Source organism: Pseudobacter sp. (genome assembly GCF_051955275.1).
Lineage (GTDB): Bacteria > Bacteroidota > Bacteroidia > Chitinophagales > Chitinophagaceae > Pseudobacter.
Window position 1 is genome coordinate 1 of the sequence record NZ_JBQCGW010000064.1, and the last position, 18,322, is coordinate 18,322.

At 49.2% G+C, this 18,322-nt stretch carries 10 protein-coding genes and 1 pseudogene; 4 read left to right on the forward strand and 7 right to left on the reverse strand.

Going from position 1 to position 18,322, the window contains the following annotated elements; all coding sequences use genetic code 11:
* From ACTHMC_RS05995 to ACTHMC_RS06010, 4 genes and pseudogenes are all read left to right on the forward strand, one after another.
* Positions 1-1,857 (forward strand): annotated as a pseudogene (locus ACTHMC_RS05995) (hypothetical protein); the annotation flags it as partial.
* 20 nt (positions 1,858-1,877) lie between these two features.
* Positions 1,878-3,347 (forward strand): RagB/SusD family nutrient uptake outer membrane protein, encoded by a 1,470-nt coding sequence (locus tag ACTHMC_RS06000; RefSeq protein ID WP_440411724.1) that lies wholly within the window; start codon positions 1,878-1,880, stop codon positions 3,345-3,347.
* Between the two features lie 20 nt (positions 3,348-3,367).
* Positions 3,368-4,153: a DUF4843 domain-containing protein gene (locus ACTHMC_RS06005; protein WP_440411726.1), complete on the forward strand. Its 786-nt coding sequence runs from the start codon at positions 3,368-3,370 to the stop codon at positions 4,151-4,153.
* A gap of 10 nt (positions 4,154-4,163) precedes the next feature.
* Entirely contained in the window at positions 4,164-5,642 is a 1,479-nt protein-coding gene (locus ACTHMC_RS06010; protein WP_440411728.1) for a PKD-like family lipoprotein, read from the forward strand.
* Between the two features lie 99 nt (positions 5,643-5,741).
* Here the strand turns inward: ACTHMC_RS06010 and ACTHMC_RS06015 are convergent, their stop codons facing one another.
* The 7 genes from ACTHMC_RS06015 to ACTHMC_RS06045 form a co-directional block, all read right to left on the reverse strand.
* On the reverse strand, positions 5,742-7,136 hold the full coding sequence (locus ACTHMC_RS06015; protein WP_440411730.1) for a vWA domain-containing protein: 1,395 nt from the start codon (positions 7,134-7,136) through the stop codon (positions 5,742-5,744).
* Positions 7,137-7,427: 291 nt separating this feature from the next.
* Positions 7,428-9,257 (reverse strand): hypothetical protein, encoded by a 1,830-nt coding sequence (locus ACTHMC_RS06020; protein ID WP_440411732.1) that lies wholly within the window; start codon positions 9,255-9,257, stop codon positions 7,428-7,430.
* 21 nt (positions 9,258-9,278) lie between these two features.
* Positions 9,279-10,937, reverse strand: a complete 1,659-nt coding sequence (locus ACTHMC_RS06025; RefSeq protein ID WP_440411734.1) for a RagB/SusD family nutrient uptake outer membrane protein — start codon at positions 10,935-10,937, stop codon at positions 9,279-9,281.
* A gap of 18 nt (positions 10,938-10,955) precedes the next feature.
* Entirely contained in the window at positions 10,956-13,952 is a 2,997-nt protein-coding gene (locus ACTHMC_RS06030; protein ID WP_440411736.1) for a SusC/RagA family TonB-linked outer membrane protein, read from the reverse strand.
* A gap of 29 nt (positions 13,953-13,981) precedes the next feature.
* Complete coding sequence (locus tag ACTHMC_RS06035) at positions 13,982-15,064, reverse strand: LamG-like jellyroll fold domain-containing protein (RefSeq protein WP_440411738.1); 1,083 nt, start codon at positions 15,062-15,064, stop codon at positions 13,982-13,984.
* A 136-nt stretch (positions 15,065-15,200) separates the two neighbouring features.
* Entirely contained in the window at positions 15,201-17,795 is a 2,595-nt protein-coding gene (locus ACTHMC_RS06040; RefSeq protein ID WP_440411740.1) for a hypothetical protein, read from the reverse strand.
* A 143-nt stretch (positions 17,796-17,938) separates the two neighbouring features.
* Complete coding sequence (locus ACTHMC_RS06045) at positions 17,939-18,118, reverse strand: hypothetical protein (RefSeq protein ID WP_440411742.1); 180 nt, start codon at positions 18,116-18,118, stop codon at positions 17,939-17,941.
* Positions 18,119-18,322: the final 204 nt, after the last annotated feature.

Consider the following 18,322-nt stretch of genomic DNA (forward strand, 5'->3'; position numbering starts at 1 on the left):
CTGTACACAAGAATGAATCCTTATGAAAGGATCCACGATGATAATGGGCAGCTCATCGCCCGTTACAATGACCTTGGACAGTTTGCCACTTCACTGGCCGGAGGCGTAGCTTATAATCCTTTGTACAATGCAAGCCTGCCTTATAAGAATTTCACCAACAGTTCCATTCTCACCAATAATCTTTCGATCGAATGGTTTATCGGCAGCGGATTCAGACTGAATGCCGTAGGCGTATTGTCGAAGACCTTCAATGATGGAGAGCTCTACATCTCCCCTTACAATACAAGATTCCTTTCAGAAACAGCAGAAGACAGGAAAGGGCTGTATGCCGTGAGCAACGGGGGAGCAACACAATACCAGGCCAATCTTACACTTCAGTATGGTAAAACGATCGGCCTGCATTCACTGAATGCCGCAGTGATCGGAGAAGCCCGTTCCAGCAGGATCTCAGGCAGATCAGATACCCTGCGCGGATTTGTGGACGATCGTTTTGTAAGCCCCAGCCTGGCGCTGAGTTATTCCAATGCTAGACCCACTTACACCAGTGTTCCGGAAAGACTGCTGGGCCTTGCTTCCAACCTGCACTATGATTATGATCTGAAATACCTGGCAGACTTCTCCTACCGCATCGATGGTTCTTCCAAATTCGGAGAAGACAACCGCTTCGGTTCATTCTGGAGCGCAGGCCTCGGATACAATCTGCACAAAGAGAAATTCTTTCATGTGAATGGCCTCGACATGTTCCGCATCTTCGCCAATATCGGCGAAACAGGTAATGAGAATTTCACGGCCGATATGACCACTACCGCCTACCTCTTTTCACCCGCTGCGCGCTACTTCAAAAAAAATACCACCATGTATGTAAGCCAGGGTAACCCGGCGCTCACATGGCCCAAGATCTTCCAGAAAAGCGCCGGTATAGACGCCGCTTTCTGGGGCCAGCGCATCAATGTGAGGTTCAACCTGTATGAACGCACCACCAACCGGATGATCTCAGCCATTACAGTGGCGCCATCCCTCGGATTTGCAGACAACAGGATCTATGAAAACCTGGGCGAAGTAAGGAACCGCGGTTTTGAACTGAGCACTACCGTGATGGCCTACTCGAACCCTGAAAAGCAATTCTACTGGAGCCTGAACTTTGCTGCCGTGAAGAACCAGAGCAGGCTGGTGAAGATCTCCGATGAGCTGAGGAAACTCAATGAATCACTCGTAACTAAAGAAAGCAATGGCGCCATCAAAAGGACTTCCGCTTACTATGAAGAGAACCAGTCGCTCACCATCTTCCGTGCTGTGCGTTCTCTCGGCATCGATCCGGCCAGTGGACGTGAATTGTACCTCGATCTCAATGGCAACAGAACGTATACCTGGGACGCTAAGAACCAGGTAGTGGCTGGCGATAAAGAGCCCAGGCTCAGCGGCACTTTCGGCACCGACCTCACCTGGAAAGGCCTGTCCGTAAGACTTTTCTTCTATTACACACTCGGTGCAGATATCTATAACAACACACTGGTTGATAAAGTGGAAAACGCCAGTCCTTATGAGAATGCCGACCTCCGTACGCTGCAACAGCGATGGAAGAACCCCGGTGATATTTCCATGTACAAGAGCATCGCGGACCAGACCATCACACAGCTGACCACCCGTTTTGTACAAAAGGAAAACACCTTACGCCTGGCCAGTCTGAATATCAATTACGATTTCATGAAAGTGAAACTGGCTAAATACCGGATCCAGCGATTAAGGCTCAATTTCTCTACCAACGATATGTTCAGAGTAAGCAGCATCCGCATGGAGCGCGGCACTGATTATCCGTTTGCCAGAACGTATAACCTTGGCCTTACCGTTGAATATTAATCACAACACAACTTAGTATCATGAAATATATTCAGATAGTCCTTATAACGCTGGTGGCCACACTCACAGGATGTAAAAAATTCCTGGATGTAACGCCCAACGATAAGGTTTTCGAGAACGAACTGTTCACCAACCGGGATGGTTTTGAAAATGCACTCGCCGATGTTTACTACGGCCTTACCACTCCTGCACTCTATGGACGGGAACTGAAATACGGCATGCTGGATGTTATGGCCGGATACTGGAATATTCCTGCGCAGCAGAACCCTTATTCCAATATCATTGGATTGAACTACCAACTGCCTGCTTATCAACCGATGATCTCCGGGATCTGGTCTGGTTTGTATACTGCTATCAACAAGACCAACACCATCCTCAAGAATATCGAGAACATAAAGGACGACAAATACTATTCCCTGATCAAAGGAGAAGCAACCGGCATGCGCGCTTTTGCACATCTTGAATTGCTTCGTTTGTTCGGTTCATCTATCAAGCAGGAAGGTGCAGGCGCCAAAGCCATTCCCTATTATCAGAGCGCGGGCAACCTGCCACAGCCATTCCTTTCCGCCGGAGAAGTGATCGAACGCGTAGAACGTGATCTGTCCGAAGCAGAGTTGCTGCTGAAGAACGATACGATCAAAACCATCGGCAGGACCACCAATGGAAATGGATTCGGCACTATCCGGTACAATTCCCTCATCGACCGCAGAGGTATCCGTATGAACTTTTATGCTGTGCTGGGATTAAAGGCAAGACTGAGCATGTGGGCAGGAAAACAAGAGGAAGCCTATACCCGCGCCAATGCGGTGATCACTGAGTTGCAAAGCAACCAACAGGCTGCCATCCGCCTCATCACCAGCACAGACGTGACTAGCAGGAACAAACGTTTCGCAGTAGAGAACCTGTTCGGTTTATACATTTACAATCATCGCGACATGCTGGCCGGTTATCTTCCGGACATCACCGCTACTGCCTCTCCTGTGCTGGTACCGCAGTACACGTATCTCATGAATAACCTGTACAGGAACAGTGTGCACGGAAGTGCCAATGATTACCGCTGGATCAACTGGTTCGGGGTGATCGGCACCAACCAGTACCGGTTCACCAAACTGGAGATCGACACTTTATCCACCGCCACGCAGGATCAGTTTGAGGTGAACATGATAGCGCTTCCGGAAATGTATTTCATCATGGCGGAAACCAAAGTGGCCACCGATCCGCAACTGGCCATGCAATGGCTGAACAGGCTCCGACTGAGCAGGAACCTCAGCGCTGAAATCCCTTATGACCCCGCCACCACCACCCAGGAAATGGTGATGAATTTCATCATCGATGAAAGCAGGAAAGAATATCCCGGCGAAGGATATGTATACCTGATGTATAAAAGAATGTACAGACCGATGGTACGGCCTACGGGAACCATCCAGCCCGATATTTCTGTATATCGGTTACCCATTCCCGTTGATGAAACTATTTACAACAATCCTTAAAAGGATCCAACTAATCAATTATGAAACAACTCCTTCATTATACATACCTGGTTATTGTATCGGTGGCCACCATGCTCACCGGCTGTTCTAAGGATAAGACTGTAGACATATTCAACACAGCGCGGTCGTATATCTATTTTGGCGTGCCCAATACCGCCATCAGGCCGGTTGAAGTGTATATAGACAGTATCAGTTATTCTTTCGCCATGGACAACCCCGACCTGGAAGAGAAGACATTTGCCATACCGGTAAAGATTGCAGGCACTTCTACAGAGCAGGACCGCAGGTTCACGTACAGTATCACGGCAGAGAGCAGCAATTACGATCCTTCCCTGGTATCGTTCTCCGAACCGGTGATCAGGTCCGGAAAGGTTTCGGACACATTGTATATAAAGATCAAAAAAGGTGCAGCGCTTCGTAACAATATCATGCAATTCACGATACAGCTGAAAGAGGACAATGAATTCCTGATCGGGAACAAGTACAACGAAAAACTACGGATCATCTTCACCAACCAGTTGCTGGAACCCAAATGGTGGTTCACCTGGCGCAATCAGTTTGGCACTTTCTATCCTGAAGTATATGAAAGATGGATCCAGGTGTATTACCTGGGTGCCGATCCTTCTCCTGACCTGTACACCGCAGCACCGGGACCTGTTTACTACTGGAACAATATGCCCACCTCGGCAACTGCAAGCTGGTACCCGGTTACATTCATGTATGTGAACTTCCTGAAACAATACTTCATCGATAATGCAGTATATCCCAACGGAGACCAGACACTGCCCCGCATTCTTTTACCATAAACCAACTGCCATGAAACTTCTGATATATGCATTGATAGCTGTTTCCCTGCTGGCGGGCTCCTGCTCCAGGGATCTGGGAAACTATGATTACACACAAACCAACAAGATCAGCATCGACAGCATGCTGATGGGAGAACATAATTCACAACGGATCTACAGGGTGGTTCACGGAGACTCCATCCATTTCAAACCAATGGTTACAGGCACCCTGTCCCAGGCCGATACCAGCAGGCTCAGGTTTGCCTGGGTGATAGAGAACGACACCATTGCAAGGACCAAAGAACTGCATACCGTTGCCGATATGGGCTACGGGAAACTGGTAGGCTATTATTTTATCAGGGACCTTAGTACCGATGCCCTCTACACCTATAATTTCACACTGGAGATCAGCAATGACGCTTCCCGCGGAACTTATATCCTGACGGAAGATGATAGTCATAACGCCGTTCTGTATACGCACTCGGCACTATCAGTGAACAACCAGTTCAAGGAAGCCACCATGGTGGCCGACAGACCTATCGGCAAATACCCCATCGATCTGGGCCTGAGGATCAATTACGGCAATTCATCCACCAATTACACGTTCACCATCATGACGGCCACCAAAGAGTCCGACGCCAATGTGATGGAGATCTTTGTGAATGATATGCGGCCTACACTCCTGTACAACCGGTCATCTTTCATTGAACCTCCTGCCGCGTTCAATATCACGCAGTACGTACGTATGGCAACGGCCAGCCACAACTATATCCTGGTGAATGGCAAGGCCCATATGATGAACAAAGGGGTGATCAGCAGCGTGCTCTACCCTGGCGATCCATTGAACTATGATTTTGGAGAAACGGGATTGTTCACCAGCAGGAGCCTTTATTCCAGGCTGCTGGCCGGATGGGATTACCGGAATAAAAAAGTAAGGATCTTCATGACGGCCAATGCCGCCGCGAACGATAGTTATATCAGTAATATCGAAGGGCCGCTGGACCAGTCGATCACCGCAGGTTATACTTTCATCAGGGGATTTGAGCACTACCTGAATGGGGCATACTGTTATGTAATGCTGATGAAGAAAGATGATAAGCTCGCCTCTTTCCTGATCACACTGAACGGGTATCAGGCAGTGAACAGCATCACCAAAATTGCGGAAACCACCGTTCCGGACCTGGACAAGATGGTGTATCCTTATTTTAATTTCACTTCCAATTTCTGGTATTTCGCTATTGGCAGAAGCGTGTACCGCACCACGGTAATGGGAATGGAATTACAGAAAGTGTTCACATTGCCGGATGACCAGTCGGGAGATATTGCCGTGTTTGGGTTTAATGAAGGCGGCACTGTCAGTCTGCAGAATATCGGCGTGGTAACATATGATCCAAATTCATCCAAAGCGATGAAGGGATCATTCTATTTGTTCAATATAAACTCCAATTCCATTACTGAATCACATCTGAATGTGGTTCAGAAGCCGGTAGGCATACAGATGGGATTCTGAGGATACATTCTTTGAGCCCGGATAGCTCAGATGACAGCAACAAAAACGGGGCTGATCTTTATGGTCAGCCCCATTCGTTTTAGGCCCCCTGCTATCTCATCAGAATTTCTTCTGCTTTTTCACTTCATAGTTTGCGCTCTTGTTGCTCTTCTGATACATCTTCCGGTCCTCCACCTGCATGGTCTGTACACTATCGATCCGTTTCACATATTCCTTCATCTTCACTTTCTGCTCTTCCAGTCTGGCGGAATTGTAGTGTCTGGATTTACTTTCCAGTTTCTGAAGAGAGATGGCCGCTTCCGACTTCGCTCTTTCATAATCCCCGTCATCCACCTTAGCCATGATCACATCAAATTCCTCTGTGGATTCAAACAGGGCCAGCATTTCCTGCACCAGTTTGTCCTCTCCTTCCCTGTAAAGCCCTGCATTACCGGTTTGTTTGATGGCCACCGATTTCTCTTCTTTCATATCCTTCAGTTGGTTGGCATCCGTGTACTGCAGTTTGCAGGTAAAGTTCAGGGTTTCTGTAGCCGTTTTCGGACGGATGAGTTTGATCAGAATTGCTTTTTCATCTTTAGCATAGATATCATTGAAACGGATCTGGAGTTTACCGTCCTTCTCTTCGAAAGGATAACCGTATACTTTCTCGCATTTCACACCCTGTGGCAGTTCCAGCTGCACCACGGCATTCTGTGCCACTACATTGAGCAGTCCTTTCAGTTCGCGAGCAAAGAGTGCGGGGATCTTATCGGCACTGTCGATGAAATAATAATTGGCGCGGCCGGTCTCGGCCAGCAAAGTGAGCAGGTCTTCATTGTAATCAGCGCCCAGACCGAATGTTGAGAGGGCAACGCCTTCTTCGAGGTATTTCGTCTGCACGATCCTTTTAAGCTCCTGCGGATCTACTACCCCGGTATTGGCCAGGCCATCCGTCAGCAGGAGTACGCGGTTCACATAGCCATCTTTTTTTGTGCTCTTCACCTGGGTATAGCCTTCCAGCATACCGCCGCTGAGGTTGGTGGAGCCACGGTCTGTGATCTCATCGATGCGCTTGCGCAGGTACTCTTTGTTTTTGATGGGCTGCGATGCACTGGTCACTTCCACCAGGTCATCATAGTTCACAATGGAGAGATAATCCTTATCATTCAGCTGGTCTACCAGGAACCTGGCGGCCTTGCGCGCATATTCGATCTTTTCGCCGGCCATGGACCCGCTACGATCCAGTACCAGCGACACGTTCAGGGGTGTACGTGGCTTTTCCTGTTTCACATCGCCACTCACTACATTGATGTAGAGATAAATGGCGTCGCCGGAGTCGCGCATATAATAGGCGTTGCCGGTCCTGACCGTCCAGTTGATGAGTTTGGTGGAATCAAAAGTGCCTGGTAAAAAAGCGCCGGATGGCTGTCCGCCTTTCTGATCATTCCGGGCATGGCCATCAATACAGGCGCCGCCCAGGGAAATTGCTGCCGTTGCGATGAGGAGAATACGCATAGGTGGTTGGTTAAGTTAAATGACTGGTTTGGAAGGAAGATGAGATTCAAAGAAGATTACATAAAGAGGATAATCCCTTTAACGTTTTTTTGGGAAGACACAGGATATGCCCAGCAGCTCGCCGCTGGCGAGTACTTCTATTTCGTCGCCTCCCGGTTACACTGCGCTCGCCAGAGGCGAGCAAACAGAAGTCACTCGCGGGGACGCGAGCGACTGGACACAACCTGATAAATAGAAAAAGGGCGCCGGTGTAAAAACCGTGCGCCCACAAACTGCAAATTCAGTGCTGACTTAGAAATATTGTTTGAGGAATTCTTTCGTCTGCTCCGGGCGTTGTTTCATGCGCAGCTGCCAGATCAGCTCTTCCACGTTCACCACTTTCACATTCTCATTCAGCCTTCTTGCGCACCAGCTGGCCGGTGTAACACCGCGCTGATTACCGCCATTGTTCTCTGCCAGCGGGTCATTGGAAGTACCGATATCCTTGAAATCAGACCAGGCATGCACCATGGTGAGGGTATATGTTTTTTCATTACCAGCTGCCAGGGCATTGATCTTTGAAGCGATATATGCCGGAGTTCCTTCACTGACATGGTTCTGTGAGCCATGGTTCCAGATGCTGTAACGGGCCGTGATCACCGGGATGTCCATTCCCTTTGAATTCCTGAACCACATCACTTCTCCATTGCCACCTGCATAAGGCGTATACTGAACCGCCACGATTCCCGTAAGCTGGTCATTTTCGCTTATATATGCCTGGTAGGCTTCCTTTGCTTTCACGGACACTACATCGCTGCAGATCAGTCCCAATACCCTGGTACGGTGCTGACGCATATGCGAACCGATCTTCGTTGCCATGCTTTTCAACAATTCAGTCCTGTTCTTCAGCTCCCCGAAATTATCCGGGTAGTAATAACCACCACCCCCATATTCCACCAGCGAGGTATTCTGATGCTGTGCGCTCATCAAACGATCCAGCTGATAAGGAGAGAACATGGAAAGATTGGCCACCGGCAATCCGTAAGACATATTGATAGTGGCGCCCGCAGGGTTGCCATAAAATGAACTGTTATTGAAATCATTCATCATCCACATCACATTATCACCATCGGTGAGCAGGAAGGATGCGTAATGTTTGGTCTCATCAAATTTCAGGAACTGGGGGTTGGTGACTTTAGCCAGACCGGATTGTTTGTTCTCATAGCCCGCACTCATGATGGTAGTATTCCAGGCCCAGTCGAACGGCACCATCATATTACCACTTCTGGATACCATATCAACAAAGGTCTTCTCCTCGATGCCCTGCTCCCAGCCGATCACGGGCGACAGAGGTTTCAGCCAGTTCAGCACATCTTTGATCAGTGCTTCGTTATTACCACTTGCCGGCTGGTTGTATTTCTTGTTGAAATTCACCATCATCAGTTTGTTCGCAATGGCATACCCACGCTGGTTACCGGTCATTACCGGCATCATCACCAGTGCATTGTTATTGCATTTGTCTTTGAACTCTGCCCAGGTATCCGCTGTGGTCTTATTGGTAGCATCATATTTCATGGTATAACCCAGGTCCTTGATACGCTGCTCATATTTCACATCGGCAATGATGGCATGATACACGTGTGCAGCCACTGTAGCGGCATTCACGCTTTCTTCCTTATTCACATCACAGAGGATATACCCCTCGATCACGCTCTTCACATTACCGTGGTGCTGGATCAGTTCCCAGGTGCTCTGGTTACCATTATGGCTCATCCCGGTCTTCTTGATCACTTCGGAGTAATTGGAATTGGGATCCTGCGTCCACACCATGGTCTCACTTCTTCCTTCATTCACTGCCAGGGCAGTTACGCCAATGATGGATTCTGCGAGAATATGATTACGGAGACTGTTATTATCATCATTGTTCTCATTGCTCCTGCTGTCCACAACCAGCCAGTAATTTTTGGCGGGTTTCAGTTTGGGTACCCAGTACTGGCCTTCATCAGCAAAGGCATCGAACTGTTCTGCAAAGAGTTTCTTTTCTTCCCTGGCTGGCCTTTCCCCTGACGGACGGTTGTATTTGTAACAGCATGTCAGCATGGAAGCTGAGAGGCATAACAGCAATATATTTTTGACGAGCATAGTGTATGTTTTTGATGGTGCTTAATTGTTATATCCCGTGTTCTGACCGAGGCCTTTGAGTTTATTGATCTCATCCTGCGGAATGGGACGCACCAGGTGATTTTCATTCAGGTTGCCAGCGGCTTTTGCCTGAGGGTTCCAGGCAAGCGTTCTGCTGATCAGTTTGCCGGTCCTCTTGAGATCGAACCAGCGATCATATTCCCCCATGAGCTCGCGGGCGCGCTCATCCAGGATGATGTCCAGATCCACGGAACCGATGGTCATATTGGGTTTTGCGGCATCGTTCACGGCCGCACGGCGACGGATATCATTCACGCGCTGCAAAGCTTTGGTGGGGTTATTATCTCCCAGGTGCGCTTCCGCAGAAAGCAGGTAGGTGTCGGCCAGCCGGTACACCACGGCCTCACGCGAACCACCGCCCCGCCAGAGGATCTTCGTGTCCTTGAATTTCTTAACTATGGGCATCCTGTCCGATCCTTTGGCCAGATCAGGATAGGCGGCCACCTGCGGATACCAGCGGTACTTGCCATCATTGTCTTTGAAGGAGATGAATTCTTTGGCGCCTTTGCTGTCGCCCGAATTATCATTCCAAACCGGGAAGTACAGGCCCAGCTTGCCGAAGTCCGGATGGGCAGGGTCATTGATGAGGAAGGAACGCTCAAAAGTGGCGTCGTAGCGGGCATCCACGGAAGGATCAGTGTAGAGCTCATGCGCTTTGGGATTGATCCAGAATTCACGCTGCATGTAAGAATAGTCCTTCTGCACTTCAATGAACATATCAGGATAGAAGCAGGTGAGACAGAATCCGAACATGCTTTGCAAAGGATTGCCGCTGCCATTATAGTTCCTGTCAGAGGAATACTGGATAGCAAAGATCACTTCGCGATTATTCTGATTGTTCTCATCAAACACACTGGCAAAATTGGGCAGCAGTTCATAAGGCTTTGCCGCATCATCGATGATCAGATCGAAGTTGGCAGCTGCCTTGTTGAAATCATCCGTTTGCCTGAAAGGCTTGTACGCACGGGTGAGATAGAGCTTGCCGAGCAGTTGCACCATGGCGGCTTTATTGATACGGCCACGCTCCGTACTTCTGACAGGAAGTATATTCTTTACGGATTCAAGTTCAGCGATCATGAACTCATAGAGCTTGCTCTCTGTTTCCTGGGTTACTTCTGTAATGGGCGATGCAGGCTCTTCAATGATCAACGGCACTTTACCGAAAGTTTCAGTAAGGTAGTAATAAGCCAGGGTGCGCAGGAATTTGGTTTCCGCTACCATGGTATTGTAACTGTCCTGCGTCACTCCTTCCCAATCGGGCTTGAGCCGTGTGATAATGATATTGCACTCCTGCGCGATCTTGTACAGGTTGTTCCAATACCCGCCTACCACACCGGCCGTGGAATTGAAACTGGCGTCGTAGGCATTGAACATATTGGCATCCGGATTGGCTTCAGCGGCCATATAGATATCGGTGCCCCAGTACTGTATCCTGGCAGTACTGTAATGATCACGGAGGCGGGCATAGATATCGGCCAGTAAACGGTCCAGACCGGATTTTGAATTATAGAGCTCATCCGTGGTGTAGGATGGGTTATCTGTGTCGAGAAACTTGCTGCAGCCGGCAGTGCCAAACAGGAGCAGCACTGCAATGACCGAAACAGGGATTATCTTCTTCATATCTGCTGATTTGAATGATTAGAATGTCAGGTTCAGTCCAAGGGTGAAGCTCATCGGCATTACAGACAATGTACTGTATGGATCTTCCCCGATGGACTCGGGATCGGATCCCAGGTATTTGGTGAAGGTGAACGGATTATTAACGGTTCCGTATACCCGAAGATTCTTCAGTTTCACTCTTTTCATTTTCTCTGTGTCGAATGTATACCCCATGGTCATGTTCTGGATCTTCACAAATGTGCCGCTCACTTTGGAGAGCACCTGTGTATGCAGGCTCACAGCGCCGATACCGGGATATTCATTATTGGGGTTATCGGGCGTCCAGTAGTTCACATCCAGTTTATTCCAGTGTTCATTATCCCAGGCGGTGAACATGAAGGTGAAAGGATCATCGTACAAACCTCCTTTACGCACATACACAAATGCTGAGAAATCGAAATTCCTGTAAGTAAAGGTGTTGGTGATACCACCCGTCCAGTCAGGGTTTGGTGATCCCAGGATCATCATATCACGCTCATCGAATGCATTGTCGTTGTTCCTGTCTTCGATCTTGATATGTCCGGGTGCTTTGCCATATTTGGCAGCATCACCTTTCTCGCCGTTCTGCCAGATGCCCAGGAAATTGTAATCGTAGATCACGCGGATAGGCTGACCGATGAACCAGCGGTTGGCGATATCATCCTTCTTATCTCCGTACAGATCACGGATCTTGTTGCGGTTCTTAGAGAAGGTGAGATCTGTTTTCCAGGTGAAGTTTTTCGTGGATACGTTCACGGTGCTCAGTCCCAGTTCGATCCCTTCATTGGAAGTGGAACCTACATTCTCCAGGAAGGAGCTGAAGCCGTTGATATTGGCTACTTTTCTTTCGAAGATCAGGTCTCGCGTGATGCGTTTGTAAATATCGAGGGTACCACGTATGCGGTTGCGGAGGAAGCCGAAATCAAGTCCTGCATTGAATTCCGAGGTCATCTCCCATTTGAGGTTGGGGTTTCCGATCTCGTTGCCCATCCCGAAACCTACAGTGCCTTTGTCGCCGAAGAGATAGCGGCTCATAGCGAGGCGCGTGCGGGTAACATCATGACGCACATTGTTGTTGCCTGTAAGGCCATAGCTCACCCTGAGCTTGAGATCATTCACAAAAGAAATATCCTTCATGAAATCCTCTTCGGAGATCTGCCAGCCGAGCGCAGCAGATGGCATCATGCCCCAGCGGTTATCTTTTGCCAGCCTGGATGTACCATCGTAGCGGGTGGTGAGTGTGAGCAGGTACTTGCCTTTGTAGGTATAGTTCACACGCGCCATCAGGCTCATCATGGCGGATTCCCAGTAATTGCTTTCCACGCCTGTGATCTGGTCTGCTGTCTGAATAGCGTGCCAGCCTGAATTGTAAGGCAGTCCTTCTCCGCGCATGGCAGCACTTTCATGCTGATCCTTCTGAATGCTGAACAAACCGATCGCATGGATCTTATGGTCTTTGCCAACGTTCTTTTTCCAGGTGATGATATTGTCCCAAACCCAGTTGAAGTTCTTGCCGGTGGATTTGGAAGCGCTGGGTGGGTTCACACCGCTGTTGGCCTGTGTATACAGTCCTTTGAAATTGCCGTAGGTCCAGGTATCATACTGACTGGCGAACTGCGATTTGATGCTGAGGTCCTTGATAGGCGTCACTTCAATATATCCTGACACGTTTGCATAATATTCTTCGCGCTGGCGGATATCGTTTTCCATATCGATGAGCGGATTGATCTTGCTGCTGGTGGGTTGTACCCTGAACAGACTGTTGCCGTTCTCATCATAGGGGCTCACGATGGGAGGCAGGAAATACGCATTGATCAGCGCTTCGCTGGAACCCTCATCTATATTCACTTTGGAACCATAGGAATTGAATCCCAGTTTGATCTTGCTGTTCATGCGGTGTTCCAGTCCCAGGTTGGCCGTCATTCTTTTGAAACGCTCACGGCCGGTGATGCCTTCCTCGTCGAAGTAACCGAGACCGAATGTGTAGGATGTTTTTTCTGAACCGCCGGAAGCACTCACGGTGTGGTTGTTGATCATGCCTGATTTCAGCACTTCCCTGCTCCAGTCGTAGTACTCACCATAACGTACTCTTTCTTTTTCAGCAGCAGTAAGGAAGTCGGGACGGCTCAGTGAAGAAGGGCCGTATTTATTTGACCAGAGTGCGATCCGGTAATCCACGTATTCGAGTCCATCGCCGCGGGAGCCGATCATATCGGGGATGCGTGCGGGGATCTTGATGCCGGTATAGCCATTATAATTTACATCGAAGCCATCTCTTTTTTTACCGCCTTTTGTAGTGATGATCACCACGCCGTTGGAGCCGCGTGAACCGTAGATGGCGCTGGAAGAGGCGTCTTTCAGCACGTCTATCGATTCGATATCGGAAGGGTTGAGATAGCGCATGCCATTGGTGGTGGGAATTCCATCTATCACATACAAAGGCTCATTGGAAAAATTGAACGAGTTGGTTCCCCGCACCTGCACGCTGAAACCGGCGCCGGGCCTGTTGGAGCTCTTCTGTACGTTCACACCGCTCACGCGCCCGTTGAGGGCCTGCGTTACATCTGGCATCATTGATTTTTCCAAAGTAGCCCCGTCAATGGTCTGGATGGCGCCTGTGACATCTTTTTTGCGGATGGTGCCATAACCGATGACCACAACACCATCCAGTGAACTGGCGCTTACCTGGAGCCTGACGGTGAGTGGACCGTTGACAGAGGCCACAGCAAAGGTTTGCGGGGCATACCCCAATAAAGAGATTTCCAGTTCTGCCGTGGCTGGTGCAGTAATAGTGAATGCACCCGCGGCATCGGAAGTGGAGCCGCGGTTAAGTCCTTTAACGGTGATGCTGGCCCCGGGCAGTGCATTGCCGGCTGTATCCAGTACAGTCCCTTTAATGGTCTTCTGTGCAGATTCCTGGGCCTGGAGCGCAGCAGGAAGGCAAAGCAGCAGCAGAATATATAAACAGCGTATACGCGTAATAGTTATAAGTTTCATGATAGCGTCTTTTGGAATTGAGAAAGGGATCAGAGAGGCATCCATTTATGAGAGCCCTGGATCTTAGCAGTGAACCTGCCTGTCTTATCCGGAACATTCGATGGATCTGCCGGCACTTTCAGGAAATCCCAGGCGCAAAGCAGTCCGGCTTCGGTTCCCGTAACATCTGCCATCATCAGGCCTTTCACCTGGTCCTGCGTTTTGGCTTCGTTCCAGATCCTGAATTTCTTCATATAACCTGTCATGCAGCGGGATGGATGGTATGGGTCGATGAAGGCGCGCATCTTTTTGCGGGAAGAAGGCAGCATGGGGCGGGGAAGACCACCGCTGAGGATATCATTGTTCTTCTGCCAGAAGAGCTCGCCGTTCACATACATTTTCATATGATAGGGCCTGTCTTCTCCGGCGCCGGCCGTGGCATTGATATTCCAGACCAGGGCCACGTGGTTCCATTCGCCAAAGTTGGTGGGATATGCACGGGCCTGTTCCAGCACGCCTGCTCCGCAGCCCATACTGGCGCGCAGGTTACCGGAACGCTGGTAGTGGATATTCCAGCCTTCGAATTTATTGGGGCCATCGGGACCTTCGCTGGTGGTCCCCACCAGGGTGGCCATTTCAAAATCCAGGAAATCTTTATTGTATTTCACCCAAAGCTCAACCGTGTAAGTGTTGGAAGCGGAGTATTCGGGGTTGTCTCCGAAATCGATGCTGCCTTTCTGGTCGAGACCGTTCACCAGCAGCTGTCCGTCGGAACCGGCGGGCAGTGTAAAATTATAGGAACCCAGGAATCGGGTCATAGCCTGTTCGGCTTTCAGGCAGATATTGTCTGCTTCGTATTGAAGCACAAAATGTCCGGCCATGGCAGCAGAGAGCCCCGTCTTCGTTTCTTCCAGGGTGGCCTGCAGTTCATCCACGCTGGCCTGGGGGAACATGTAATCATCGGAACCTACCCGGGCAGTGTCCAGGATGGAACCGATCTTATCTATTTTTTCTTTGATACAATCCAGGGAGAGTTCGCGGGTGGTATCGAACTTTTTTTTACATCCGTAGGATGCCAGGATCAGGGGAATTGCAAATACCCATAAGAGGCATAGCGTGAGGGATTTTTTCATATAGCAATTAATTTTTATGAACGGGGGTGAAGCTGCCCTGTTCACCCTGCGAATATTTTACAGAGCCGATTAATAAAGGGGTTAAAAAAGGGATTAAGTGCCGTACTATTTCGCTAACCTGCTGAATTTTCAGCCATTAATGCGAGGCGCCGGAATCCGGCAGGGGCATTTTTTCAAAGGAGGTGTTATAGGTTACGCCTAAGGACTTTTCGTAATTCGATACAAAGGCATCATATTTTTTCCGGGCAGCCTCCGCTCCTTTTAACCGCCGGATGGCAGCTAACTGGAACCGGATCGCCTGCTCGTTGAAAGGATCGATATCCAGAACGGTGTCTGTGAGCCGGATGATGGTCTTGAAATCCTGCTGCTGGTAAAGTCCCATTAATTTTTCCAGCACAAAGGGGATCACCTCATCTTCATAACCCTGACGGAGGGGGTCGAGGGAAGGGTCATCATTTTCTGCAAGCAGGTTACCCCTGGTAAAAACGGGGGTAATGTCCATTCCGGAAGGCTGCCTGATCTCTTTCATCAGTTCCAGGTAGTCGCAGAACAGGCCTTCGTCTATTTCAAAAATGTAACTGTCGTTGGTGAATACCAGCCGGATCCCTTCCAGGTCGGCAATGGCATTGCGGAGATGATTGATGTTAACGCCGCGGATATTCTTGGTTTTGGTAACTTCCTTGTCGGGCCAGAGCGCCAGGGATATTTCACGGGAAGTGATACCATTCTGCCGGGTCTTCAGGAGAATGAGTACAAAGAGCTGGCGGATCTTTGGACTGAAAAGATGGGTGATCTCCGTTCCTTTTTTATCATATACGGCCATGGGACCGAGGATGAAGATGGCGTTCCTGCGGATGGCTGCCGGACTGGTTGCTGCATCTACAGGAGCAGTTCCCATTTCCGCAACGGAAATTTCTTCCGAAGGAAGAATGTCTTTATCCTGTTCCGGAATACTGCCTGTTTTTTTACTTTTTCTCACAAAGAACCAGGCGCAGCCTGCTGCAATAACAGTAATGGCGAGCCAGATCCAGGGCCATGGGCTGCCACCTTTTTCAGGCAGGAAAGGTACCGGGGGCCAGGCCAGAGAGAGGATCCTGATACTGGATCTGCGGGCATCGGCAAACTCCTGCACCACACAGTAAAGCTCACCGGTGCTTTTATTAAGGTATAGATTGATATCCGATTCGATCTTTTCAGAAACCACCGGCACCATGGAACTGACGATCCCGTAAGAACCATCTTCAATGGAAAACTTGTACAGCTGAAGCCCCGTGCGGGAAATATGATGCGGGTAGCAGATCACATAGAAATATTTCTGGTCTGGCGAGAGCACCAGGTTATTGGCCGGAACGAAATTGGAATCGGTGATCTTCCGCTCCCATAATTTTTTGATGGTGCCGTAACTGAGGTTCACTTTGTACAGGTCATAGGTATGCCTGCCCCCCACCACCTGCTGTCCCGATGGATTTCCGAAGCCGCCGAAGAGAAAGACTTCGTCCGGCCTTCCGGCATTGCCGGAGGCTGAAAAGAAGCGGGGTGTGATGGTATCTCCTTTGTATTGCTCGGGCATCCAGGCATCCGCCTCTTTGGAATAACGGAAAAATGTATTGAAATAAGAGAAAGATCCATAACCACCGAAGAGGTGGAACTGGTTGGTGAGACTGTCCAGTAATATATTATGATGATGCCTTTGTTCGGGAACATAGGCAGTGCCGATGACCTGCCATTCAAGCGTTGCGAGGTCCAGCGAAGCGATGGTTGGATCATCTTTGCGGACATCGTTGGCTTCATATACATACACTTTATGTTCCGATGGGATGTAAATACTCTTGCCAAGGATCATGTTGATGGGAAGTTCGTTCTTATAGAACCGTTCCTCCACCTGGTCTGTAGCGATATCGTACACTTTCATCGACCGCTTTCCATATAGGAGGATCTTTGCGGAATCAGGGATGAAGCAGGAACCTGCCACTTCATCGAACTTTACAGCAGCGCGTTCTTTCCAGAAAAATGATTCGTTGATGAGCCAGTTGGGAAAATCAACATGACCGGTGGATTTTCCATTGGCGGTGTGAACGGTCTCTCCTTTCCATTCATTCAATGGGAATATATATTCGATATTTTTTCCTTTTATCTGAAGGTTCCTGATGGCCATGGCAGGCACATCATTGAGGTATTCAAATTTACCGAAATACAGGGCGGGCGACATGGATTGACTGAACCCGAACCCTGCTGCCGGGTATACCGTGTTGTTCACCCACATGTACAGACTGTCTGTCCGTAACCTGAAATCCAGTTTGATGGTCATCCACTGTCGCTGGCGGAGCTGCTCAGGTGTAAGCCTGATCTTGATCTTATTGCTTTCGTTACCGATATTGAAATGCAGGAAGCCGGTATCCTTTCCAGGATAGAGATAGCTGAGGGTGTATAATTTCCCGGCATCGTCTTTCAGGGTCAGCAGGTACCCGAAATGTTTTTTGTCCCAGATGGACAGGTCGAAGCTGATTTGAAACTGTTCCTGGAAACGGGGAACAGTACCGCTGAATACCTGGTAGGATGTGCGTTTGAGGAGGAGACTGTCGTTTGAATTGAAGAGCAGGCCCTGCGCTTTTGCGTGAGACACCAACAGGAAGAGCAGGCACACCCGCAGCAGGGAAACCCAGGCGCGGTGCTTTTTTCTTCTTGTGATTGTAAGGGCCAGGGGCAAACGGCCAACCATCTCATACAGCATACCCACAGATAATTTTGCGCAAAATAAGCAATCCGGGGGAGAGTGCGGATACGCAGTCACAAAGCAGCGGAACTATAAGCGGCACATAAAAAATCCCGGCCTGGGCCGGGATCAACCAATCAAACTATACACCTATATAAATCCTATTGTAAAACATGCTTTCTTTTGGGTACCAGGTAATACACCCAGCCATTCAGTGAAAGGAAACCGGCGAGTGTCAATAAACCTGATAATTGATAATTTCCATTATTAAAGAAGATAAAACTTGCTACACCAATCGATACTATCAGGATGAAAGTAATGAGGGAAATAAGCGTTTTCATATACTTCAGTTTTTTGGGTTATTGTAAAAGACGTTGTATTACTAAGACCCGAAAAGGAAATGAAGTTTACTAAAGGAATGTGAAGATGAGTTTATGCAGGGTGCAGTCGCGGGGGGGGCCCCCGCGGGCCCCAAAATTATGGGCGGGCGGGGGGGCCCGGGGGGCGGGGGGGGGGGGGGCAACAATTAACACGCGCGGGCCCCC

Excerpts from the sequence above, each read along its gene's own strand:
- ACTHMC_RS06030 (WP_440411736.1), bottom strand. The coding sequence starts at position 13,952 with ATGAAACTTATAACTATTACGCGTATACGCTGTTTATATATTCTGCTG.
- ACTHMC_RS06005 (WP_440411726.1), top strand. The coding sequence starts at position 3,368 with ATGAAACAACTCCTTCATTATACATACCTGGTTATTGTATCGGTGGCC.
- ACTHMC_RS06000 (WP_440411724.1), top strand. The coding sequence starts at position 1,878 with ATGAAATATATTCAGATAGTCCTTATAACGCTGGTGGCCACACTCACA.
- ACTHMC_RS06025 (WP_440411734.1), bottom strand. The coding sequence starts at position 10,937 with ATGAAGAAGATAATCCCTGTTTCGGTCATTGCAGTGCTGCTCCTGTTT.
- ACTHMC_RS06015 (WP_440411730.1), bottom strand. The coding sequence starts at position 7,136 with ATGCGTATTCTCCTCATCGCAACGGCAGCAATTTCCCTGGGCGGCGCC.
- ACTHMC_RS06040 (WP_440411740.1), bottom strand. The coding sequence starts at position 17,795 with ATGCTGTATGAGATGGTTGGCCGTTTGCCCCTGGCCCTTACAATCACA.
- ACTHMC_RS06035 (WP_440411738.1), bottom strand. The coding sequence starts at position 15,064 with ATGAAAAAATCCCTCACGCTATGCCTCTTATGGGTATTTGCAATTCCC.
- ACTHMC_RS06010 (WP_440411728.1), top strand. The coding sequence starts at position 4,164 with ATGAAACTTCTGATATATGCATTGATAGCTGTTTCCCTGCTGGCGGGC.
- ACTHMC_RS06020 (WP_440411732.1), bottom strand. The coding sequence starts at position 9,257 with ATGCTCGTCAAAAATATATTGCTGTTATGCCTCTCAGCTTCCATGCTG.
- ACTHMC_RS06045 (WP_440411742.1), bottom strand. The coding sequence starts at position 18,118 with ATGAAAACGCTTATTTCCCTCATTACTTTCATCCTGATAGTATCGATT.